Here is a 23,370-nt window from a genome sequence, read left to right as displayed (position 1 = left end):
CGATGAAAATCGAATCCTTCTTTTTTGATGTCTGCATCCTTCAATTTTGTCATTCCAAATGTTGAAAACGATCGACATCTGCTGCCAGTTCTTCATAGATGGCCTCTACGATTTGGGCGTCATCGAACAGCCCTAAAATATTTTCGTCAGGCAGGGCGTCGACCGGGGACGTGAAGTACAAAACAGCGGTTAATAAAAGTTGTTCCTGTTCCGGTTGCATTTCAAAACGTTTGTTGTACAAAGCCCGTAACATACCGAGTAACTGTTTGAGTTGGAAATAAAGTACAAGTTCCGCTTCCCGTTCGATATCCGATTCTTCTTCAGATGCAAGATCCGTTGTGAGACGGGCAAGTCCGAGCTCTCCTTGGATCAGTAAGTCTTCTTGTGCTTTCGCATTTCCGACAGCGGCTAATGCTTGTCGGTGAAAATAGGTGTAAGCAGATTTAAAATCGCCTGGTGTAAATTCCATCATCAACACTCCTTCTGTATCTCTAGTTTCACCTTATTTCTTGCAAAATTGCAACTATTTCGTGAAAATAAGAGTAATAGTTGAAAGGGGATTACATAATGCCGACTCAAGAACAATTAAAAAAGTATGCCGCACTCGCGGTACGTACAGGAATCAACCTGCAAGCCGGTCAACAACTCGAAATTCGTGCTGGAATTGAAAATGCACCACTTGTCCGTGAAATTACGCGTGTGGCCTATGAAGTGGGGGCTTCAAATGTTTATGTTCAGTGGTCAGATGATGAAATGACGAAAATTCGTTACTTCGATGCACCGGAAGATTCGTTTGATGCGTTTCCGGAATGGTTAAAAGCTCGTTTTGATCAATTGGCAGAAGAAAAAACAGCGTTCCTTTCGGTCGTCAGTGAAGATCCTGACTTATTGAATGGAGTTGAATCCAGTCGAATTGCGCGGGCGAATAAAGCAGCAGGTATCGCTTTAGCAAATTGGCGTAAGTTCGTCATGAGTGATAATGTCAGTTGGTGCGTCATTGCGGCGCCTTCAGATGCTTGGGCTACCAAGGTCTTCCCGGACTCTGACAACGCGCTGGAGGACCTGTGGGGAGCCATCTTGAAAGCGACACGTGTGGACCAAGATAATCCAGTCGTCGCTTGGGAACAACACGATGCGAATTTACGGACAAAAGCCACCTTCTTGACAGAGAAAAAATACAATAAACTTCATTACTCGGCACCGGGAACAGAATTGACGATTGAATTGCCGGAACGTCATGTTTGGCTGGGTGGAGGTGGACCAAACGCGGATGGTGTCGACTTCATCGCCAATCTGCCGACGGAAGAAGTATTCACTTTACCGAAAAAAACCGGAGTCAACGGGCATGTTTCGAGTACAAAACCACTCAGCTACAGCGGGAATTTGATCGATGAGTTTACGTTATGGTTTGAAGACGGGAAAATTATCAAAGCCGAAGCGAAACAGGGACAAGCAGCACTTGACGAACTTATTTCATTGGATGAAGGTGCGCGTTACCTCGGAGAAGTGGCTCTTGTGCCGCACCATTCGCCGATTTCAGACTCCGGTATTTTGTTCTACAATACATTATTTGATGAAAATGCTTCCTGCCACTTGGCGATCGGACGCGCCTACTCGACGTGTCTTGAGAACGGACCGAGTCTGTCGAACGAAGAATTGGCAGCGCAAGGTGCGAACGATTCAATGACGCATGTTGATTTCATGATCGGTTCCGGAGACATGTCGATTGACGGTGAACTGTCTGACGGCACACGGGAACCATTAATGCGTGATGGGAACTGGGCCATTTAATACATCGAATTCGTTAAACAAACAGCGGGCTGACACGTGAATCGTGTCAGCCCGCTGTTTGTTTAGTTGTGTAACTCATCGCCGATAATTTTTACTTCCGGTTCAAGTAAAATTCCAAACTTTTCTTGGACGGTTTCTTGGACATGGCGAATCAGTGAAATATAGTCTGTTGCCGTTGCGTCTTTAACATTCACGATAAATCCGGCATGTTTTTGAGAGACTTCCGCACCACCAATCCGGGCGCCTTGTAAACCGCTGTCTTGAATCAGTTTGCCGGCAAAATAGCCTTCCGGACGTTTGAAAACGCTCCCGCATGAAGGATATTCAAGAGGTTGTTTCGTTTCGCGTTTATGTGTCAAATCATCCATCACTTCTTTGATTAAAGCTGGATCGCCTTCTGTCAGAGAGAATCGTCCCTCTAAGATGATATATTCTTTTTTCGAGAAACAGCTTGAACGATAACCAAGCTCAAGCTCTTCATGCGAGATGTTCAGTAACTCGCCTTTGCGGGTCAAAACGGTTGCACTATCCAGACAGTCTTTGACTTCTCCACCGTAAGCACCGGCATTCATGATCAAGGCACCACCGATTGTACCGGGAATGCCGCATGCGAATTCGAGACCACTTAAAGCATGGTCGTAAGCAATGCGTGAAGCTTGAATGATTGCTGCTCCGCTTTGTGCGACAAGTTCATGTCCTTCAACAGAAATATCAGTTAATTTTTCAAAAGATAATACGATTCCCCGGATACCGCCGTCACGAACGACAAGGTTTGATCCGTTTCCGAGCATGGTTAAAGGTAAATCATTTTCATAAGCATAACGGACAGCAAATGCTGTCTCTTCATATGTGGAAGGAATCAAGAAAAGATCCGCCAATCCACCCATTTTTGTATACGTGTGATTTTTTAAAGGTTCGTTGATTAAAACTGCTTCTTTTGCAATACCTTCGTACAACCCAGCTAATAGTTGCTCCGTCATCATGTCTCAGTCCTTTTTCATAAATTCCATTCAGCCAAAAACGCTCAAAATATATTTTACACTAATTCCGTGTTTGATGTTTAGCATACTGTTCCCAAAATACAGAGTTGACAGATAAAAAGCAAGCGCTTCTTAGAGAATGTCATGGAATAGTCATGTGACACACGGTATATTTTTTTAAAGAAAACGGTGGTATAAGGGGTGAATAAATGAAAAACAGGGGAAAAATAAAAGACACGATTAAATCAAGGAAGGGGGAGACACCATGGAAAGCGAACGATTAAACATGCGACCATTTGTAAAGACGGATTTTGATTTCTATAAGACACTGGTTCAAAACGAGCTTGTCATGCGTTACATCAACGGAGGGATGGGCTTGGATGATGCAGAAGCAAAGGTTTGGTTTGAACGGCAGTTTGAACGGTATGAAGATGAACGACAAACAGGATTTTTACTGTTAGAAAAAAAAGAGACGCAGGAGCCGATTGGTTTTGCCGGACTTGTTTTGCAAGAAGTAGACGGTGTACAGGAACTTGAAGTTGGTTATTGGTTGACACCCATTCACTGGAAAGTCGGTTATGGACGTGAGGCGGCCCAGAGACTGATGCGTCAAGCACATGAACAAGGAAACGAACGCTTGATTTCCATCATTCATCCTGAAAATACATCTTCTCAAAATGTTGCCCGAGCAAATGGAATGCAATGGGAAAAAGAAACAGTATTTAAAGGAGTTCCTGTCATTATTTATGCTTGTCGACTGTCTCGTCTGTTTCGAGGATGATTTTTAAAAAAAGTAGGGAGCGAGTTGTCTATGTATCAAACAAAATGGTATTCATTTCATCAATTAGATGGAACGAGCCTGTACGAATTGTTAAAACTCAGAACGGATATTTTTGTTGTGGAACAAAATTGTCCGTATCCGGAACTGGATAACCGGGATCAAGATGCATGGCACGGTTTGGCGTATGACGGAAATCAATTGATTGGTTGTCTTCGCGTCCTGCCGAGAAAGCCGTCTGGAGCAGTCGCGATCGGACGAGTAGCCGTCCGAGCCGATTACCGGTCAAAGGGAATTGCGAGACGATTGTTAAATGAAGCGATTGCCGATGTCCGCAAACAAGGTGAACTTCAGATTGATCTTCAAGCTCAAGCTCATTTAGAGGGATTTTATGCCACATTTGGATTTGAAAAAAAATCCGATGTCTATTTGGAAGACGGCATTCCCCATCTCGATATGCAAATGCAGTTGAAAGAAGTTTCAAAAAGACTTCAGGAATAGGACGGATGATCCGATGATGAGAGCAGGAAGAACTCTATCTGGAGGTGAGTCAGTCATTGAAAAAAATACTGGTCATTCTCGCGTTAAGTCTGATTGGAGTGCTGTCGTTTGCTGTCGGTATTTCGTATGCTGAACTTCAAAGCAGTCAACGGAATTCAGAGAATCAGTTGGCGAAGATGTTACAGTCCCGAAACGGTATTGATAAAACGTCCCTTCTTGAAGTGAAAGCTTCTTTCTCACTTCAACATCGGCAAGTGATTAAAGTCCGATTACGTGGTGAACCAGCAGTTACTTATGAATTCATTCAGCCAAAACAAGAGATCGAATACAATGGTTCGGTGGGGACGAGTGTTGAAAAAGTCGGTAAAAAAGACGAAACTTTTCGGAATTCACATCTGAAAGTGAGTAAAAAATGAAAATCTTGGTTGCTTCTTTTCTTAGGAAGCACCGGGATTTTTTTTTGAGTCTTTCAAGAAGATTCAATTTTGCGTACACTACGAAGAGAGACACCATTCAGGGGGACAAGGAATATGAGAAGATTTGTTAAAAATGAAGCGATTGCTCCGGCAATCGATGCTTTCCTTAATTTAAAAACGACTGATTTTCAAGTATATGACAAACAATTGACAGAACAAGAGCGGCGGGCCTTGAATTTTATCAGTCGTGCGATTTCGTTGCAGTCAGAGGATCATCTTGCGTTGGCGCTCTCAACCCATCAACCGATGGTAGATGTAGATCGTCTGTTGATCCGATTGACAGAAATCAAATCAGGGACTGTTTTCCTTCAAAAGTTGATCGCAGGTGGTTTGGATATTAATCAAATCGTGACGATTGAAGGACACCGATCGCTTGTCCGGCAACCGTTAGCTTTCCCGGCAGGTCTATATACTGTATATGATCACACGATGTTCAAGCAAGCCGTCGCAGCAGGATTGAATTTATCGTACACAACCGAATTGCAACGGAGCGATCGTTTTCTTGAAACAGATGAAATTAATTCGTTAGATATTGTCTTGTTGCTGACGAATGAACAGCCATTGACCGGAGATAGTCTTTTATTATTCGAACACCGTACGACCGTCGGATTAGCAGAACGGTTGCAACGCGGACAGTTTGAAAGTCTGCGTCCTGTCATTGATTACGGCCGCTATGATATATCTTTTCGTTATGCGAAACATTTCCCGTTGTTTTATGCTATTGTCGGACGGCAAGTGGAACAATTTCCTAGACTGTTAGAAGATGCGTTGAAACATCCGAAACATCAAGAAATCGTGGAAGATTCTTTATTGGCCTTTCATAATTATCAACCGGGACTTGAAGCAAGTTTAGGGACAGATTATTACGAGAGACTACTCGTAATGGGTACACGGTTGAAATCAGAGGCACGTGTCGATTTTAATGATATAGATGATCAATACGTACTGACAGAATACATGGAAATCGTACAACGTTTACGTCGTTAAAGAAACCGGTTCGCAAGAATAACGATGCCAGTTTGAAAAAACTTGAATATCACAAAAGGCCGCTGGTTGATAGAGGCGGAGGGCTTCTTGTTGTGTGGAATAACAAAATACTTCAAATGACAAGATATTCTTTTTTCGTAATTTCGTTTGGAAGGTATCCAAAATTCTCCGACCATATCCTTGGTTTTTCAGTTGAGGCAAGCAGGTGATTTCGAGAAGGCGGACGACTTGTTGATGCTGTTCAATCAAAATCGTTCCGATGATTGTTTTTTCGTCGTACACCAGGTAGGGCAATACTCCTTGATCTAATAAGTAATCGAGATGTGCAACATCATACGGGAAGAGAAAATCAGAACCGTCAACAGCGTCATTACGGATACTTAAGTATAACGGACGATTTCTTAAGGACAGAGGCTTGAAGTGCAGCGAGGCGTTTCGCTCGTGAGTAAGACCAATTAATCGAAATTGTTCACCGGATAAAGAGTAGCCCAAGGCGTTCCATGTCGTGACGAATCCGAAATCATGGGGCGGTATGACTTGCACATCGATATACTGAGGGGAAAGCGCGAGGGCTTTTTCGTGCACATAGAGAGCGAGTTGACGAAAAGCTGATAAATCAGAGTAAGCAGCATTTACTAATTGAATCGACTGGTGAAAAATACGAAGTCCGAGCGTTGCCTGAAGATCTTGTTCCTTCCAAATTGTCCATTGTTGATGTTCATCCGGTTGATGAGTAAGGGAGGAAGGGATAGACGGATGATGTCGAAGAAAACGATGCACCAAGCGGCGTTGTGAATGAGTGAGTTGACGGTAAGATAAAATTTTCAATATAAACACGTCCTTTCAAAAAAATGAAAGCCAGTACAGTCAGTATACAAAAAACACAGAAATATTATGGGTTTAATTTGAAATTAAAGGTAAATAATTAGGCGGTGAAAGACAGTGAGAACACTACTTGTACTCGGATTCTTTTTCATTTTGATCGGGGTACATCCGATCCAAGCACAAGAGATTGAAAAAAATGAAACAACCGTCCGGGAATCTACGACGTACGGCAGTTATGGAACGATGGATGAAATCATTACAGATCAAAAAGAACCGACATATGATGGATTTGATTCTCCAAACGACATGGCCTTTTTATTCGCCTGTATCGCTTTATTAGCGACAGTTGGATTAGGTATTGTGAATGCGACGGACTAAATGAAAAAGACGGAGGATTCTTATTAAAGAGTCCTTCGTCTTTTTGGCGTATTATATCTTAAAAATGAATATGTTTTCGTCGTCCGACCCGTTCGATCCGGTCATGTTCTTCTTCTAGTCCGGCTTGCTGAAGCAAGTCAAGGTAATAACGGAATGGAGTCGACCGATGAGAAAAATAGGGAATATATTCTGTGAACAGCATGGCTTCGGCACGTTCAAGTTGACGTAAAGCAATGAGGGCATGCAGTTCGGCAAAACGAATTTCTTGATACAGCACTAACAAGTCCGTATCCATCCGAACCTTCATTTGAAGTTTTTTAGCGTGGGTGTTTAATAAATTCACGTAAGATTCCCGCTCACGAACACTTGTACAGTGGGTAAGAACGGCGAGGAACAAATCGCTCCGCTCCGTATCAACATCAATCGGGACTTTGACGGCAGTATAGATAGCTCGCTGCATCCATGTTTGGTCAGGTGTGTCGAGTTTATAGTAACCGACAAGTTCTTCAAACAGCTCCACCTGTGTGACTTTGATTAATCGGAAAGGATCATTGCTTAAAAAAAGCGGTTCTTCTCCGGCTGCCGAGGAAAGTAAAAAAAAGAACTCCTCAAAAGCAACCCGTGTCCCGTTTTTTCGACCGATGTAGTGACGGAGGTGTTTGAGCAGACGTTTTGCAGTTACATACCAGTTTTTTTGCTCACGGATGGTGACACGTGCGTTTGGTTCCAAATACTGCATATCATAAGCGAATTGGATGAATTGTTCGGTTTGTTCGATGGTTTGTTCGACGTTTGGTTGTTCCTGTTCTTTTTGTAGACCTTTGTACTTGGCAAACTGAGCTAACATCAAATCCAAATCTTTTTCTTCGATGACTTGTTTAGGAAGTTGACGATACATTTCTACGATAATGTCGCGAAGGGTCGTATCGCCGTATTGTTCAAGTAAAAGACGTAGTTTGCGAATTCTCATGACCGCCCTCCTTCGACAAAAAAGACACAGCGCTTCTTGTATCCTTTTCCCGATTTGTTTAAGAAGTAACCCGCGAAAGATAAAATGAGATGATCGGTTGTCTTTGTATATCGATATGTATTATTTGCACTTAAAGAGATGTTTGCCTATCTTTAAGAGAAACATTCATTCAAAGGAGCGATTATTCATGAACGAAACAATTGAACACTTACTTCATCACCGGTCCATCCGGAAATTTAAGCCACATCAGCTTGATCCGAAAACGGTTGAAATTCTCGTCCGTTCTGCCCAAGCGGCTTCCACCTCTTCTTATCAGCAGGCCTACGCCATTATCGGAGTGGAAGAAAGCGCATTGAAGCAACAATTGGTGGATGTCGCTAGTGGACAAGCTTATGTCGCTGAAAACAGTTATTTTTTCGTCTTTTGCATTGATTACCATAAACATGTTTTGGCTGCAGAAATAGCGTCCGGATCAGTCGATCGGACGGTCGAAACGACTGAAGCATTAATCGTGGGTGCTGTGGATGCAGGGCTTGCGGCTCAAAATCTCGTCGTCGCTGCAGAATCGCTCGGATACGGTACGGTTTATATTGGATCATTACGAAACGATGCAGCCAAAGTCAGTGAACTGTTAGCCTTACCCGATCACGTTGTTCCGTTGTTCGGTGTTGCCGTCGGTCTTCCGGACCAAGAGCCGGGGAAAAAACCCCGCCTTCCGATGGATGCGGTTTTCCACCGGAATACGTATACTGATGACGACACGATGCGTCAGTTACTGTCTGAGTATGAACAAGAAACATCTTCCTATTATGGGGAACGGACAGACGGACGTCGAACAGAAGGCTGGGTATACCAGATGGCTGCTTCGATGAAAGATCCAAAACGGACATACATGCGTGATTTCTTACAGGAAAAGCGTTTAGCGCGAGATTAAAACGGAGGTAAGCTATGGAAGAGTCGCATTCAGGACGTTCCCGGTTAGAACGAAATCGTCAAGAGGAATTACGTAAGTCAGAAGAACAGAAGCAAGACAGTAGGCAGCGAGAAAGTGTGGAGTCGGTTGTGTCCACGGGTCACCGTTATGTCGATGAACCCTCGCATCGAGAACCGCAACGGACGGTTTCAAAACAGACTTCAACACGACGTCTGCGAACTGGAGTCGGTGCTGTATTACGCTCAGGGAACCGGCTTGTGGGTCTTGCCTTAAATCGTATGAGCCGGAGACGTGCGACGAAACACCGTCAAACAGATGAGCCGGTGCGCAGTCAAGCATCCGGTGACCGGTTGAAAAAACAACCGGTTCCGAAAAAGAAACGTCGGTTTAAAAGGAAACTGTTGGGTATCTTGTTCGTTCTCTTGATTGGCGTTATTCTCTTTTCGTCCCAACCGTTTACGTTTTTGCTGATCGGCAGTGATGCCCGGCCGGGTGAAACACTGCGTGGTTCAAGATCAGATTCCTTATCTGTCATGCAATTTGTTCCTCTTTCACGAACGATTCAATTGACATCCATTCCACGAGATACGTATACGCCGATTGCTTGCGAAAACGGAAAAAAAGATAAAATCACCCATGCGTTTGCATACGGTGGGGAGGAATGTACGAGTAGTGCCGTCAGTGGATTACTCGATCAAAACATTGACAGTCAGATTGTCATTTCGTTTGACAGTTTCATTGGTTTGATTGATGAAATTGGTGGGATTGATTTAGTTTCAACCGGTACGTTCAGTGAACAGGATGCAAGTGGGAAAGCCAACCAGTACTCGTTCCAAAAAGGGAAAGAATATCATATGGATGGTGCAATGGCGCTCGCGTATTCCCGTCACCGGAAAACCGATACAGACGTCGCCCGGGCCAATCGTCAGTCAGAAGTCATCCAAGCGGTGGCGACGCATTTGATGAAGCCGACCGGATGGAGCAGTATTCCTGCTGCGAACCGGTATATGAAAGAAGAGATGAATTTAGACGTCAGTGTCCGGCAAATGATGGCAGCGGGGTTATCGCTCGCCCTGTTTTCAAAACGGGAACACTTTGAAGTCGAAGGTGTCAGTGAACGGATGAATGGTATTTTTTATGATTTCCCGAAGGAAAAAGAATTAAACGAATTGCGTGCAAAGTTAGATACGACATTTTATGGGACACTAAAAAACGATTAATTTTTCAAAACGGGTTTGTTCTTTCTCGAACAGTGGAAATTACTAAAGGTGACTAATCTATCGAGGAGGGACCTATCATATGAAAGTATTAGTTGTAGGTGCATCAGGTACAATTGGAGCCCGTGTCGTCAAGTCGCTCGCAAAAGGTCATCAAGTTACTGTCATCGTTCGTCATCAACATCTGGTTGAACGATTTGAAAAACTCGGTGTCAAAGCGCACTATGTCGATATTGAAACAGAACTCGAGAAAGTCATTGAACACGGTGTATCCGGTCAAGATGCGGTCATTTGTGCCGCGACAGCCGGCGTTGATGGAGAGCCGACTGAAATCGAATTGCTTGACCGGACAGTTGCTCTGAAAACGATTGATGCTGCGAAAAAGGCGCGTGTTCGTCATTTCGTCCTCCTCAGTGCATACGGCGCTGACCGCCCGAATCAATTTAAAAAAGAAATGTATCCGTTCTATGCAGCTAAAAATGCGGCGGAAGAACAGATCGAGCATAGTGGACTCACTTATACCATCATCTGTCCCGTGAATATCGTCGATGGTGAAGGACGCGGATTGATTGAAGCGGACGAAGATTTAAAAGATGTCAAAGAAGCTACGATTTCTGAAACGGACGTCGCATCGATTCTAGTCGCAGCTGTCGACAATCGGGCCGTGTTTAATCGTCGTCTTGAAGTCAAGCAGGGAAAAACGGCATTGAATGAAGCACTTGGCGGAGATGAAGCGGTTGGAAGCGTCAAAGATAACCGCCAAGTCAAAAAACAATTGCCACGATACAATTAAGCAGATGATTGGAACAAAATCTCATAAAATATAGATGGCAAGGCAAGTGTCCGATTCCGATTCAGGGATTCGGACACTTTTTTTGTCACAAATGCAGCGAAAGATTCTGCTACACTGAATACATAGAGGAGTGAAGATATCAGTGAAAAAATATGTTTTTTATCTAGTGATAGCGGTCGTCCTTTCAGGTATTGCCTACACGAGCTACAACGCCTATCAAACCAAACAAGATCAACAACAGATTCAAGCAAAACAACAGGCGGAAGGCGGGCTCGAAACAGGAATGAAAGCGCCGGACCTCGAAATAGAACAAGAAGGTCAACCGATTCGTTTATCTGACTTGACGGATCAGCTCATCGTCATTAATTTTTGGGCAACCTGGTGTCCGCCCTGTCGGCAGGAAATTCCGGAATTGAACGCCTTTTCTGAGTCGACGTCCATTCCGGTATATGGCATCAACGTGACGACATCCGAAAGACGATTGACGGATGTCGAAGAGTTTTTAAAGAAAACTCCTGTGGACTATCCGGTACTTTACGATACGAAAGGGCAGTCAGAGAAAGCGTACCGGCTCCTCGCGATGCCTGCAACGTATCTGATTGACGAAACAGGCACGATTGTCGGGAAACATGTCGGACCGGTCACGGAAGAAATGTTGAAAGAGATGGTGCAGAAGATCGGAGGATAAAACATGGAACTGTCTTGCGGGGCCTGTACGTATCACCAAATCATTGAAGTCGGACAGCAAGAAGAATGGAAGGCATTCCCTTCCATGCTGACATACGGCATGGGAAACTACACGTCAGCGTTGCCGTTTTTATTCGTACCACCGTATCAGGAACCGCTTGTGAGCCGCCAAAAAATCACGGATTCCATGCGTGCTTATATCATCAAGACCTATCATGCACACATCGATGAAATCGAAGAGGGATGGGTGCCGCATCAATATGATTTGTTTCAATGCCCGTGTTGTCTTCGTATCTCGACGCACTTCTGGTGTGCTCTGTTTTTGAAAACGGAAATCATCGAACCGATGCACCAATGTGAACACGACGGATCGACACTGAGACGACTTTCGTTATCGGATATCCATCAGATTCAGTGTCCACAATGTTCCAACAGGGAACTTCGAATCCGTTAAACACCAAAAAAAAGCCATCTGTAGATAAGGAAGGACTGAAGAAGACGAATATGTCTACTAGTCAATTCTTATCACCAGAAGGCTTTTTTTACGTATCAACCCATTTGCCGAAACGAAAACGTTTGAAAGGAAGATTGAGTTGAACTGGATGCGTCAATCGAGTAACTTGTACCATCAAATAAAATTGTATCACCAAGTCGTGCTTCAGTCGGCAAATAACGACGGGGAATAAAACTAGATCCATTCTCCCAGAGAAGAACAGCATATTTGCCATCAAGCCGTTCTAATGTGCCACGTTTGATCATAATCGAACTCCTCCTACAAATTACACCGAAAGCATCTCCTGAAGCAGGGTGCACGTTTCTCTCTCTCGATTCGCTGTAATTTTTTTATCTTATGTTTGGTATATTCCCATTTCACTTTAGATTTACACATCTTTCTCGACAATCGTTGCATTCTGTAGAGTTTTTGTAAAAGCAATTAAAAAAAGAGTAAAACTGAATACACAGTTTTACTCGAAAAAATACGACCGGAATACAGATTAAGCAACTAGATCCTGTGCCGGTTTTTTAGTGGGGCGGATAAAGGCGAGTAGGAACGTAAAGAACGGCGACAGCAACAAGAAGAACGCGAACGGAACGTACGCTGTCACGGGAACACCGAGTGTTGATGCGAAAAAGGCACCTGAAACGCCCCACGGAATTAACGGATTGACGAGTGTACCGCCATCCTCAAGAGCACGAGACAAGAAGCGAAGGTCAATCGAACGCTCCTCAAAAATCTTTTTGAACGCTTGTCCGGGTAACAAGATGGACAAGTATTGTTCGCCAGCCATGATGTTGACACCGATGGAAGCAAGGGCAGCAGATGAAATGATGCTGCCGTCCCGTTTCAGTTTCGAAACAGTTTTCTCGATGATGACATCGATGACGCCGATGCCTCGGAGAACACCCCCAAAAGCAAGGGCGAGCATGACGAGGGAAACAGACCACATCATCGACTGCAGACCACCTTTACTGATGATACTTGTGACTGTTTTGTTATCTGACTCCATTTTTAAACCATTTTGAATGACGCTCATCCATTGACCGACGTTCCAGTTACCTTGTGTTAATCCGGTCAACAGTAGACCACTTAAGATGCCGGCAATCAAAGTCGGTACGACAGGTGTTTTGCGTAATGCTAAAATCATGACGAGCAATGGAGATAACAGGGTCCAAGGAGAAAGAGTGAACAGACGCGTCAATTCTTGTTGGGTCGATCCGATTGTTGCTGCATCGATTGCACCGTCTCCCTGTCCAAAAATAAAGAACAGGATGAAGGTGATGGTAATGGCTGGTACCGTGGTTCCCATCATGAAACGGATGTGATCAAACACTGAAACATTGACGATGCCGGGTGCAAAATTTGTCGTATCCGATAAAGGAGACATCTTATCCCCGAAACAAGCACCGCTGATGATGGCACCTGCGGCGAGTGCCGGATTGACACCAAGCGCGACGGCGATTCCCATTAAGGCAACGCCAACGGTTCCAATCGTCGTAAACGAACTTCCGGTAAACGTTGAGACAATCATTGTAATGATCAAAGCACTTGGTGCGAACCAGGTGGCAGATAAGGTCTCGAGTCCGAAATGAAGCAGTGTCGGGACGGCGCCGCTCATCATCCAGACAGCAATCGTCATTCCGACGAGCAACATGATCAAAATCGGTTTGATGGCTTCACGGATTCCGTTAATCATATGTTGTTCGAGCGCCTCATAACGAAAACCACGGATGGCAGAGTAAGCGACGACGAAAATTAAACTGGATAAAATGGCAAGATGCGGTTCGGCTTTGGCACCGAATAAAACGGATAATAAAATAATGATACTGATTCCTAGGATAGCTGCGGATTCACGAAAGGATATACGCATGCTTCCACCTCCCTGTTTCTATAATGCGTTTATGCTTGTTTGCTTTTACGCGTGAAAGTAAAATATGGAACAGTTGCTATGTTATCGAAGATGCACCGGTTCGTCAACTGTTTGGATTTTAATTAAAAAGAAAAAATAAAACAAAATGTGACGATTTTTTGTCGTAAACGCTTTCTTTTTTACCGGAAATCTTGCACAATAGGAAATAAGAGATGTCTATTTTGTGAACAGGGGGAGAATACATATGTTTACTGCAATTTTTGTAGTGGTCATCGCATTAATGGGAGCAAGTGTTTTTGGAATCGATCATCTCGTCGCACAGCGTGCAGAAAAACGATAATAGTTAAAAAAAGGCTTTGATCAGTCACATCAGTTTTGATGTCATTGATCAAAGCCTTTTTTGTCGTTCTGCATAATATATAAATAAAAATACAGTTGACAGTATAATTATACATATGTTTAAATCGGTTTATCATTTATTTCAAAGGAGTTCCTCAGATGAGATGTACGATTGTTGGCGCAACAGGATATGCTGCGATTGAACTTATACGGTTGATTGAGCTTCATCCTCAGCTGGAAATCGTTTCGCTGATCAGTGATTCGAAAACAGATGAGAAGATAGAACGATTATACAGCTTTATGAATAAAAAACAGTATCCGGTCTTAACGGAATTTTCGATGGCCCATATTAAGGAGGTCGAAACGGATCTTCTGTTTCTCGCAACACCGAGCGGTATATCGACAGAATACCTCAAACAATTGACCGAGTGGGACGGGAAGACAATCGATTTGAGCGGAGACCTGCGGCTCGAGAAAACATTGTATGAGGCGTGGTATGCACACGACGCCATCGATTCATCCATTCAGGCACAAGCCACATATGGATTGACCGAGTGGAAGCGGGAAGACATCAAAAACAGTCGGTTGGTGGCGAATCCGGGATGTTACGCCACAGCCATCTTGTTAGGTTTACTGCCCCTGCTTGAGCAACAGATGATTGATCCGGATCAGATTATCATCCACGCCAGCTCCGGACTATCCGGTGCCGGAAAAACGTTGACGGAACAAACACACCATGTGCGATCGAATGAAAATGTTCGGATGTACAAACAGAATCGTCATCAGCACATTCCGGAAGTCGAGTCCGTCGTCGAACAAATCACCGGTCAAAAGGTCGTCGTATCCCTTGCAACCTATCTGGTCCCGCTGAATCGAGGAATCATGGCAACGATGACGTTACAACCGCTTGTCGAGAAGACAGAGCATGAATGGCAAGCATGGTTCAGTGAGCGATACCAACGGGAGTCGTTCATTCGAATCAATCAGGCAGATCCGGAAATCAGATCGGCTGCCGGCAGTAACTATTGTGATTTATCCGTGTATCTGGACACGAGGACAGGACGGCTGACGGTCGTATCCGTACTCGATAATATGCAAAAAGGTGCTGCGGGACAGGCGATTCAAAATGCCAATGTCATGAGTGGATATCAAGAAACACTCGGACTGACACAACAGCCATTCTTTATATAGAAGGGACCATGAATATGTTAAATGTACAAGTGACACCAGTATTGACGGTAACGACACCAAAAGGATTTAAGGCAACGGGGATCCATGTCGGGTTGAGACTCAAACGAAAGGATTTGGCACTTCTGTTATGTGAAGGCGGTGCGGATGCGGCGGCTGTCTACACGACGAATCAAATCCAAGCGGCTCCAATCACCGTGACGAAAGAAGCGATGGCGGCATCAGCCGGAAAAGTGCATGCGGTCTTGGTCAACAGTGGAAATGCCAATGCCTGTACAGGCGAACTGGGATTAACCCATGCCTATGCTTCACAACAAGCTGTTGCCGAGCAATTTCAACTGGCACCGGAACATGTCGTCATAGCCTCGACCGGCATCATCGGTCAACCGCTTCCAATCGACACGTTACTTCAAGGCATCGAACAACTGAAACCTGATACGAAAGACACCCAGGCGGAGGACTTTGCGACTGCCATTCTGACGACGGACACGGGGACTAAAACAGCCGGGCGACAAATCCTGCTGAACGGGGATGTCGTATCGGTGTGCGGTGTTGCTAAAGGGTCCGGCATGATTCATCCGAACATGGCGACGATGCTTGGATTTTTGACGACAGATGCTTCGATTGACAGCGTGTTTCTCCAAGAGGTCTTAAAAACAGCCGTCAATCGGACGTTCAACTGCATCACGGTGGACGGAGACAGTTCGACGAATGACATGGTGATGATTCTCGCGAGCGGAGCAGCACAAACCCAATCGATCGAACGGGGTTCAACAGAAGCCGAACAGTTCCGGCAGGCCGTCGAGGGCGTCTGTCAGGACCTGGCGAAACAAATTGCACGGGACGGTGAAGGGGCGACGAAACTGATTGAAGTCAAGGTCAATGGGACAAACGAGGAACTGCTTGCCCGAAAGATTGCCAAACAAATCGTAGGTTCTTCGCTCGTGAAAACAGCGATTTTCGGAGAAGATGCGAACTGGGGACGTATCGTTGCTGCAATCGGCAGTATCGATGAACCGATTGATGTCAGTCAGATTGATATCCGGATCGGTTCCCAAGCCGTCCTCCACCAAAGCATGCCGGTCTGGTTTGACGAGACGGTAGCGTCCGCTGAGCTTGCGGCAGATGTCGTTCAAATCGAAGTCGATTTGAATCAGGGGACAAAAAGCGGACACGCTTTCGGATGTGACTTAACGTACGACTACATTAAAATCAATGCGAGTTACCGGACATGACGAAACGAAAGTTAATCAAACTCGGTGGCAGTGTATTGGAACAACTGGATCCCCGTTATTACGAGGAATGGTCCGAATGGTTGAAAGCGAAAAACGAATTGATTTTCATGCATGGTGGTGGACCGGCCTTATCTGCCTACTGCCAACAGTTACAGATTGAATCCGTCTTCGAACAAGGGGTCCGGGTCACGACAGATGACGTTTTGCTCGGGGCGGAACGTGTACTCGGAGGCGAAGTGCAGTCTAAAATCGTCTACCAGTTGAATCAACAGGCGTTACCTGCCGTCGGATTGACAGGCATCGACGGCGCGAGCATTCGGGGAGAACGACAGCCGGACGTCGGTGCGGTCGGACACGTCGCACACGTCGAAGAAAAGTTGTTTCAGACCCTGATGCAAACGGGGTTCATTCCAGTCGTTACATCATTGATCACCGGTTCTGAAGGGACGTTGAACTGTAACGGAGATACGTGTGCTGTCGCGTTAGCCACCGCTCTGGCAGTGGATGAGTTTGAATTGTTGACCGATGTGACCGGCATCAAGCTGAACGGTCGGATGCAATCAGAAGTGACCATCTCCGATTTGGAAGCGGGACTCGCATCGAACGAAATTAACGGTGGAATGATTCCGAAGTCGATGGCTGTCATCGAAGCGGCAAAACAGGGAATCAAGCATGTCCGGATTCGATTCGGACAAGACGTGACCAGTCCCGGAACTCAAGTGAAGGAGGAGAACAATGAGCGCATTACTACCGACGTATCAGCGTCATGATATTGAGTTGATTGAGGGTTCAGGATCGTTTGTGACGGATACGAAAGGGCGAAGCTATCTCGATTTCACGATGGGTATTGCGGTCTGTAACACAGGACACCGGCATCCGTTTGTTCAACAACGAGTAATGGAACAACTCGGGAAACTGTGGCATACATCGAACCTGTTCATCAGCAGTAAGCAGGAACGTGTCGCTGAGCTGTTGACAAAAGATAGTCACCTCAGTCACGTCTTCTTTTGTAACAGCGGGACAGAGGCGAATGAAGGAGCCTTTAAGCTGATTCGGAAATGGACACAAAAAACAGAAATCCTGACATTCAGTCAATCATTCCACGGTCGAACATTCGCGATGATGGGAGCGACGGGGCAAGAGAAGATCAAAGACGGTTTTGGAACGATGGTTCCCGATTTTAAGCATCTCACCTTCAATGATTTTGAGAGCCTTGAGATGATCAGTGAGCGGACGGCTGCCGTGTGGCTCGAGGTCATCCAAGGAGAAGGCGGTGTAATCCCGGCCGATCATGAATGGTTACAGGCTTTGATGGAACAAACGAAAAAATATGACGTCAAAGTGGTCGTCGATGAAGTTCAGACCGGAATCGGACGAACGGGATCACGATATGCCTTTGAACAAACACCGCTGAAGCCGGATATCATCACTGTCGCCAAAGGACTCGGAAGCGGCTTTCCGGTCGGAGCACTCATCACGACAGCTGAGGCGGCAACGGTTTTCACACCGGGGACACACGGTTCAACATTTGGCGGAAATCCGCTCGCCATGACAGCGGCAGAAGCGACACTGGAATTGTTGTTACCGGACGAGCAAATGCAACAGGTACAGAACAAAGGGAAATATTTGATGGCACAGTTAAGTGAATTGCCTGGAACAATGGTTCGGGAGGTGCGTGGTCGTGGACTGATGATCGGGATCGAATGTCATCAAGCCGTCGCACCGTTGATTCAAGCGCTTCAGCAAACCGGACTGCTCGTTGTCAGTGCAGGTCCGAACGTCATTCGATTATTACCGTCACTATTCGTCACGGAGTCAGAACTGGATCTGGCAATCGAAAAAATCAAATCAGTATGCCAACAGGAGGTCATGATGTGAAAACAACAGGAGCATTACAACTGGCAGATGGACAGGTGTATCCGGGGGAACTGGCCGGAACGGCATCGGTTCAAGGAGAGGTTGTCTTTTTTACCGGCATGACCGGTTATCAGGAAGTGTTGACCGATCCTTCCTATCGTGGACAGATTATTGTCTTTACCTATCCGTTGATCGGACAATACGGTGTTTCTGCGACGGATTCAGAAAGTCAGCAGATTCAAGTGGCGGGTGTCGTCGTTCAGACGCTTGCGAATAACGGAGCCAAATCGGATTTGGCCGACTGGCTGGCAGCATCCGACATTCCTGTCCTCAGTCAAGTCGACACCCGTGCTCTTGTCCATCACCTGCGTACCTACGGCGATCAAGTCGGCTCGATCGGACTGAACGAGCAATCGTCTTCACAATCGTCGAATTTGATTGCGATGGTTTCGACAAAAACGCATCAGGTTCATGAGACGGATCAAGCGGACGGACACGTGGTCTGTCTGGACTACGGTGTGAAAAAATCGATGATTGACGCGCTCAATGCGCGTCGAATGAAAGTGACGGTCGTTCCGTTTGATACCCCGAAATCCGTGATTGAGGAATTAAAACCGGATGGATTACTCTTCTCCAATGGACCGGGTGACCCGATGCAACTCGATCACCTGACTGCCGACATCAAACAACTGGCATTATCGTACCCGACGCTCGGCATCTGTATGGGACATCAAATCATTGCCAAAGCCTTTGGTTGTCAAATCGAGAAGCAACATCACGGTCACCGCGGGGCGAATCATCCGGTCCGGGAACTCGCGACAGGACGCGTTTTCATGACTTCACAAAATCATGGCTATGTCGTTCAAACGACGAGTGTCGAAGCGTCTGAACTTGTTCCTGCCTATCAACATATCAATGATGGTTCAATCGAAGGTCTGCTCCATCCGGCTTATCCGATTTTGACCGTCCAGTTCCATCCGGAAGCCCATCCTGGACCTGTCGAGGCGATGGTGATTTTTGATCAATTCGTAGCACATATTTTGAAACAGGAGGTAGCGTATGCAGGATCATAAAAAAGTGTTGGTCATCGGATCGGGTCCGATCGTGATCGGACAAGCAGCGGAATTTGACTATTCAGGGACACAGGCGTGTCAGACACTTCGGGAAGCGGGATGCGAGGTCATGCTGATGAATTCGAATCCGGCTACGATCATGACGGATCCGTCGACCGCGGACCATATCTATATCGAAGCGATGACCCTTGAGAAGGCCACGGCCATGATCCAGCGTGAACGTCCGACCCACCTGCTCGCGACGGTCGGCGGACAAACGGCACTGAATCTGGCACTATCGCTCGAAGAAGCCGGTGTGCTCGATCAGTATCAAGTGGAACTGCTCGGCACATCACTCGAAACGATTCGTGATGGCGAAGACCGCGAACGTTTTAAACAGCGGATGCTTGAACTGAATCAACCGCTCCCGACGAGTCAGACAATCGAAACATTGGCTGAACTGGAGGAGTTCATGGAAACGTGTGGTGTTCCACTTGTCATTCGTCCGGCCTTTACGTTAGGGGGAACGGGCGGCGGAATCGCCAAGACAAAAGCAGAAGCCCGTCTGCTTGCGGCAAACGGCTTACAGGCGAGTCCGATTTCACAATGTCTCGTCGAAGCCAGCATCGCCGGTTATAAAGAAGTTGAGTATGAAGTGATGCGTGATGCGTTTGATACGACGATTATCGTCTGTAACATGGAAAATATTGATCCGGTGGGTGTGCATACCGGCGATTCGGTTGTATTTGCGCCCATTCAATCGATTTCTGACCAGATGAATCAACAGCTCCGAACGGCAGCACGAGAAATCGTCTCCGCCCTCGGGGTCGTCGGAGGATGTAACATCCAATTTGCGATTCATCCGACCGAACAAACGTATTATGTCATCGAGGTAAATCCACGGGTCAGCCGTTCTTCGGCTCTCGCCTCGAAAGCAACGGGTTATCCAATCGCGAAACTTGCGACCCGTCTTGCTCTCGGCGAACGTTTGGATGACTGCATCAATCCCGTGACGAAGGAGACGATGGCAAGTTTTGAACCTACAATGGACTACGTAACAGCCAAAGTCCCCTGTTTTCCGTTTGATCTCTTCCCGGAAAGCGACCGCAGCCTCGGAACCCAGATGAAGGCGACCGGGGAAAGTATGGCGATGGGGAAGACGCTTGAAGAGGCTTTACAAAAAGCATGGCGCGGTGCAGGGGTTGAACAGGCTCCACTTTATCCGACTTGGATGAAGCAAGCCGACACGACGGTACTCTGGCATGAAGTAGAACAGATCACGGATCGCCGTCTGCTTGCGTTGCTTGCGTTACTGGATCGAAAAGAAACGACCTCGCAACAGATTGTCGAATTGACGCAGATTCAACCGCTGTTCATTACGATCCTCGAACGACTGTTAACGATTCAAGATACATTGGATCTGACGTCGGAAGAGTCGCTTTTAACAGCAAAACGGCATGGGTTTACCGACCAACAAATCGCTGGTGTATTGGGTGTGTCAGTGGAATCGGTGCAAGGTCAGCGTCAAGGATTTGGGATACAGCCGGCATTTCAAATGATTGACACGTGTGCTGCTGAATTTTCAAGTCCGACACCTTATTTTTACGGCAGTTGGTCAGGACGGACAGAGGTCACGCCATCCAATCATAAAAAGGTCGCCGTCCTTGGGGCGGGTCCGATTCGCATCGGACAAGGGATCGAGTTTGATTACTGTTCGGTGCATGCCGTTCGGGCGCTCCAACACAGCGGATATGAAACGATCATGATCAACAACAATCCGGAAACGGTTTCGACGGATTTTGAAGTCGCCGACCGGTTGTATGTGGAACCGTTGACGATTGAAGATGTGGTCCATGTGCTCGAAGCGGAGAACTGTCAAGACGTCTTGGTGCAGTTTGGCGGACAGACGGCGATTGCCTTGGCCGCCGAACTGGAACAACGCGGCTATCATCTGCTCGGCACGACGGCAGATACGATTGATGAAATGGAAAACCGTGAGCGGTTTTATCAATTTTTAGATCGACTGGATATCGCACATATTCCCGGTCAAGAGGTCACGCACGAGGAAGAATTGAACGCGGTCATCATGCAACTTGGTTATCCGTTGATGGTCCGTCCGTCGTATGTCATCGGCGGGAAAGGCATGCATCGCTTGAAAACAGCCGCTGATTTGGAAACCTTGTTACCGCAACTGGCATTTCCGATTTTAGTCGATGCCTACATCGAGGGGAAAGAGTTTGAAGTGGACTGCATCTCTGACGGGACAATGACATATGTTCCGATCATCATGGAACAGATTGAAGCTGCAGGTGTCCATTCCGGAGATTCGACGATGATCTTGCCGCCGGTTTCAGCGACACAGGCATTGCAGGATGAGATCGAAGCGATTGCGCAGGCCATCGGACAACAGCTGGCGTATAAAGGAGCATTTAACATTCAGTTCGTCGTCAAAGATCAAAGCCTGTATGTCTTAGAGATCAACCCCCGTGCTTCCCGGACATTACCGATTGTCGCTAAAGTCACGGGTCAACCGTTACTCGAATGGGCAGTCCAGGCAGCGAGTGGACAACGTGTTCATGCGTTACCGGTCAAACGGACGAGTTTACCGTTTCATGCAGTGAAGACACCGGTTTTCTCGACGTTGAAGTTACGTCATGTGGACCCGATGACAGGACCCGTCATGCGGTCTACCGGGGAAACGTTGCAGTGGACGACAAACGGATTGGCGAAAGAACGTTTTGCGCATGATGAGACAACAAAAACGTTGTTGACAAAACGAACGTTGCATATCGCCGGTAAGGGGACAGAAGGATGGACGGATGCCGTACCGCTAGACGATGGAACTGATTTTGACCAGTGTCGTGTCTTCTTCTCGATCAGCGAAGACGAACAAGCACACCGCGCCCTGGCTTTGACGAAGGGAGTCATCGTCATTACCGAACAACACCTTGCGCAGTATTTCGACAGTGTGGAGGAAATCGATATGTTGCCTGTCAAACGATTGGCAGAGTGGACGACACGAAAGGAGTTAATCCAATGACGAAGACCAAACAGCAGTTACAGCATCTATTGACGCTCGAAGAATTGACGGCGGAAGGATTAACCGAGTTATTGGAGTTGGCGAAAGCGGTCAAACAGACGCCAGCGACATATAAACAGGCACTGAGTGGAAAAAAAGTGGCGTTGTTGTTCGAAAAGGCCTCTACCCGGACACGGATTTCGTTTGAAGTCGGGGTCATCGAGTTGGGCGGGCATCCCATCGTCTTGAATGGATCAGACATGCAAATCGGACGAGGGGAGTCGTTAAGCGACACGATACAAGTGATGAGTCGGTATGTCGATGCGCTGATGATTCGGACGTTTTCACATGAGACGGTGAAAACGTTAGCGGAGCACGGAACGATTCCAATCATCAATGGATTGACGGATTTACATCACCCGTGCCAAGTCTTAGCGGATTTACTCACGATTGAAGAACATTTCGGAAAACGAGCCGGGAAAGTACTGACCTATATCGGGGACGGAAACAACATGGCCCACTCGTTGTTGATTGGCGGGGCTTTAAGCGGAATGACAGTCCGGATTTGCAGTCCTGCCGCGTATGCACCGGACGCAACGATTGTCGCCGAGGCAAGCCGATTGGCGCAAGCGACAGGCGGAAAAATCGAACAGTACACGGATCCGGTTCAAGCCGCAACGGGAGCGGATATCATTTATAGTGATGTCTTTGCGAGTATGGGGCAGGAAGAGGAGACGGCGCAACGACTGGCGGCCTTCTCAGGCTATCAAGTCAATCAACCGTTGCTGGATGTGGCCGCTGCCGATGTCATTTTCCTGCACTGTCTTCCGGCACACCGGGGAGAAGAAGTGACAGCAGACGTCATTGATGGTCCACATTCTGTTGTATTTGATCAAGCAGAAAATCGTCTGCACGCGCAAAAAGCCTTGATGTTGGAATTAATCGGATCGACTCCATGAAAAAAAGACAGCGTCCATTGCTTCAGAAGCGGTGG

24 protein-coding genes are annotated in these 23,370 nt (G+C 46.5%); 18 read left to right on the top strand and 6 right to left on the bottom strand.

Features of this window, described 5'->3' with window-relative positions; translation table 11 throughout:
* Window positions 1–49: 49 nt before the first annotated feature.
* Window positions 50–469, bottom strand: a complete 420-nt coding sequence (locus tag ACHA8N_RS17040) for a DUF1232 domain-containing protein (RefSeq protein ID WP_393966418.1) — start codon at window positions 467–469, stop codon at window positions 50–52.
* 98 nt (window positions 470–567) lie between these two features.
* Here ACHA8N_RS17040 and ACHA8N_RS17035 point away from each other — a divergent pair, with 98 nt between their 5' ends.
* Window positions 568–1,791 (top strand): aminopeptidase, encoded by a 1,224-nt coding sequence (locus ACHA8N_RS17035; RefSeq protein ID WP_147512244.1) that lies wholly within the window; start codon window positions 568–570, stop codon window positions 1,789–1,791.
* Window positions 1,792–1,853: 62 nt separating this feature from the next.
* Here ACHA8N_RS17035 and murB read toward each other — a convergent pair whose 3' ends face one another.
* Window positions 1,854–2,774: a UDP-N-acetylmuramate dehydrogenase gene (murB, locus tag ACHA8N_RS17030; RefSeq protein ID WP_147512243.1), complete on the bottom strand. Its 921-nt coding sequence runs from the start codon at window positions 2,772–2,774 to the stop codon at window positions 1,854–1,856.
* Between the two features lie 283 nt (window positions 2,775–3,057).
* On the opposite strand from murB, the gene ACHA8N_RS17025 reads away from it, so the two are divergent.
* The 4 genes from ACHA8N_RS17025 to ACHA8N_RS17010 all read left to right on the top strand — a co-directional run bounded on the left by ACHA8N_RS17025 (window position 3,058) and on the right by ACHA8N_RS17010 (window position 5,513).
* Window positions 3,058–3,552, top strand: coding sequence for a GNAT family N-acetyltransferase (locus ACHA8N_RS17025; RefSeq protein WP_393966417.1), 495 nt, complete (start codon window positions 3,058–3,060; stop codon window positions 3,550–3,552).
* 30 nt (window positions 3,553–3,582) lie between these two features.
* Entirely contained in the window at window positions 3,583–4,050 is a 468-nt protein-coding gene (locus tag ACHA8N_RS17020; RefSeq protein ID WP_393966416.1) for a GNAT family N-acetyltransferase, read from the top strand.
* 56 nt (window positions 4,051–4,106) lie between these two features.
* A complete protein-coding gene (locus ACHA8N_RS17015; RefSeq protein ID WP_147512240.1) occupies window positions 4,107–4,466 on the top strand; it encodes a hypothetical protein in 360 nt (119 codons plus the stop codon).
* A 114-nt stretch (window positions 4,467–4,580) separates the two neighbouring features.
* Window positions 4,581–5,513, top strand: a complete 933-nt coding sequence (locus tag ACHA8N_RS17010) for a hypothetical protein (RefSeq protein ID WP_393966415.1) — start codon at window positions 4,581–4,583, stop codon at window positions 5,511–5,513.
* On the opposite strand, the gene ACHA8N_RS17005 is transcribed toward ACHA8N_RS17010, so the two are convergent.
* Window positions 5,502–6,350, bottom strand: coding sequence for a GNAT family N-acetyltransferase (locus tag ACHA8N_RS17005; RefSeq protein WP_393966414.1), 849 nt, complete (start codon window positions 6,348–6,350; stop codon window positions 5,502–5,504). The two genes, ACHA8N_RS17010 and ACHA8N_RS17005, sit on opposite strands and share 12 nt — an antisense overlap.
* A 105-nt stretch (window positions 6,351–6,455) precedes the next feature.
* Between ACHA8N_RS17005 and ACHA8N_RS17000 the strand changes: the two genes are divergently transcribed.
* Window positions 6,456–6,716, top strand: coding sequence for a hypothetical protein (locus ACHA8N_RS17000; protein ID WP_147512238.1), 261 nt, complete (start codon window positions 6,456–6,458; stop codon window positions 6,714–6,716).
* 58 nt (window positions 6,717–6,774) lie between these two features.
* Here the strand turns inward: ACHA8N_RS17000 and ACHA8N_RS16995 are convergent, their stop codons facing one another.
* Window positions 6,775–7,686: a hypothetical protein gene (locus ACHA8N_RS16995; protein ID WP_147512237.1), complete on the bottom strand. Its 912-nt coding sequence runs from the start codon at window positions 7,684–7,686 to the stop codon at window positions 6,775–6,777.
* Window positions 7,687–7,873: 187 nt separating this feature from the next.
* Between ACHA8N_RS16995 and nfsA the strand changes: the two genes are divergently transcribed.
* The 5 genes from nfsA to ACHA8N_RS16970 all read left to right on the top strand — a co-directional run bounded on the left by nfsA (window position 7,874) and on the right by ACHA8N_RS16970 (window position 11,771).
* Window positions 7,874–8,620: an oxygen-insensitive NADPH nitroreductase gene (gene nfsA / locus ACHA8N_RS16990; RefSeq protein ID WP_147512236.1), complete on the top strand. Its 747-nt coding sequence runs from the start codon at window positions 7,874–7,876 to the stop codon at window positions 8,618–8,620.
* Window positions 8,621–8,634: 14 nt separating this feature from the next.
* Window positions 8,635–9,840, top strand: coding sequence for an LCP family protein (locus tag ACHA8N_RS16985; RefSeq protein WP_393966413.1), 1,206 nt, complete (start codon window positions 8,635–8,637; stop codon window positions 9,838–9,840).
* Window positions 9,841–9,919: 79 nt separating this feature from the next.
* Window positions 9,920–10,630: an SDR family oxidoreductase gene (locus tag ACHA8N_RS16980; protein WP_147512235.1), complete on the top strand. Its 711-nt coding sequence runs from the start codon at window positions 9,920–9,922 to the stop codon at window positions 10,628–10,630.
* A 142-nt stretch (window positions 10,631–10,772) separates the two neighbouring features.
* Window positions 10,773–11,318, top strand: a complete 546-nt coding sequence (locus tag ACHA8N_RS16975) for a TlpA family protein disulfide reductase (RefSeq protein ID WP_393966412.1) — start codon at window positions 10,773–10,775, stop codon at window positions 11,316–11,318.
* 3 nt (window positions 11,319–11,321) lie between these two features.
* On the top strand, window positions 11,322–11,771 hold the full coding sequence (locus ACHA8N_RS16970) for a hypothetical protein (protein ID WP_393966411.1): 450 nt from the start codon (window positions 11,322–11,324) through the stop codon (window positions 11,769–11,771).
* Between the two features lie 95 nt (window positions 11,772–11,866).
* On the opposite strand, the gene ACHA8N_RS16965 is transcribed toward ACHA8N_RS16970, so the two are convergent.
* Both ACHA8N_RS16965 and nhaC read right to left on the bottom strand, forming a co-directional pair.
* Window positions 11,867–12,076, bottom strand: a complete 210-nt coding sequence (locus ACHA8N_RS16965) for a DUF3006 domain-containing protein (RefSeq protein WP_147512233.1) — start codon at window positions 12,074–12,076, stop codon at window positions 11,867–11,869.
* A 236-nt stretch (window positions 12,077–12,312) separates the two neighbouring features.
* Complete coding sequence (nhaC, locus tag ACHA8N_RS16960; RefSeq protein ID WP_393966410.1) at window positions 12,313–13,686, bottom strand: Na+/H+ antiporter NhaC; 1,374 nt, start codon at window positions 13,684–13,686, stop codon at window positions 12,313–12,315.
* 498 nt (window positions 13,687–14,184) lie between these two features.
* Between nhaC and argC the strand changes: the two genes are divergently transcribed.
* The 7 genes from argC to argF are packed head-to-tail and all read left to right on the top strand — an operon-like array spanning window position 14,185 to window position 23,335.
* Entirely contained in the window at window positions 14,185–15,216 is a 1,032-nt protein-coding gene (argC, locus tag ACHA8N_RS16955; protein WP_393966409.1) for an N-acetyl-gamma-glutamyl-phosphate reductase, read from the top strand.
* 14 nt (window positions 15,217–15,230) lie between these two features.
* Window positions 15,231–16,448 carry a bifunctional glutamate N-acetyltransferase/amino-acid acetyltransferase ArgJ gene (gene argJ / locus ACHA8N_RS16950; protein ID WP_393966408.1) on the top strand — a complete coding sequence of 406 codons (1,218 nt, stop codon included), beginning with the start codon at window positions 15,231–15,233 and terminating at the stop codon, window positions 16,446–16,448.
* Window positions 16,445–17,218 (top strand): acetylglutamate kinase, encoded by a 774-nt coding sequence (gene argB, locus ACHA8N_RS16945; RefSeq protein ID WP_393966407.1) that lies wholly within the window; start codon window positions 16,445–16,447, stop codon window positions 17,216–17,218. The genes argJ and argB overlap by 4 nt, the downstream gene beginning before the upstream one ends.
* Window positions 17,184–18,326: an acetylornithine transaminase gene (locus tag ACHA8N_RS16940; RefSeq protein WP_393966406.1), complete on the top strand. Its 1,143-nt coding sequence runs from the start codon at window positions 17,184–17,186 to the stop codon at window positions 18,324–18,326. The genes argB and ACHA8N_RS16940 overlap by 35 nt, the downstream gene beginning before the upstream one ends.
* The gene (locus tag ACHA8N_RS16935; protein ID WP_393966405.1) at window positions 18,323–19,378 is read left to right on the top strand and encodes a carbamoyl phosphate synthase small subunit; all 1,056 of its coding nucleotides are present in this window, start codon (window positions 18,323–18,325) and stop codon (window positions 19,376–19,378) included. The genes ACHA8N_RS16940 and ACHA8N_RS16935 overlap by 4 nt, the downstream gene beginning before the upstream one ends.
* On the top strand, window positions 19,365–22,397 hold the full coding sequence (gene carB / locus ACHA8N_RS16930) for a carbamoyl-phosphate synthase (glutamine-hydrolyzing) large subunit (RefSeq protein WP_393966404.1): 3,033 nt from the start codon (window positions 19,365–19,367) through the stop codon (window positions 22,395–22,397). The genes ACHA8N_RS16935 and carB overlap by 14 nt, the downstream gene beginning before the upstream one ends.
* Window positions 22,394–23,335, top strand: coding sequence for an ornithine carbamoyltransferase (gene argF / locus ACHA8N_RS16925; RefSeq protein ID WP_393966403.1), 942 nt, complete (start codon window positions 22,394–22,396; stop codon window positions 23,333–23,335). The genes carB and argF overlap by 4 nt, the downstream gene beginning before the upstream one ends.
* Window positions 23,336–23,370: the final 35 nt, after the last annotated feature.

This window comes from Exiguobacterium sp. S22-S28, assembly GCF_043359615.1.
Classification (GTDB): Bacteria; Bacillota; Bacilli; order Exiguobacteriales; family Exiguobacteriaceae; genus Exiguobacterium_A.
Note: the sequence above shows the minus strand (reverse complement) of the source record. Positions and strands in the feature narration are given on the sequence as shown.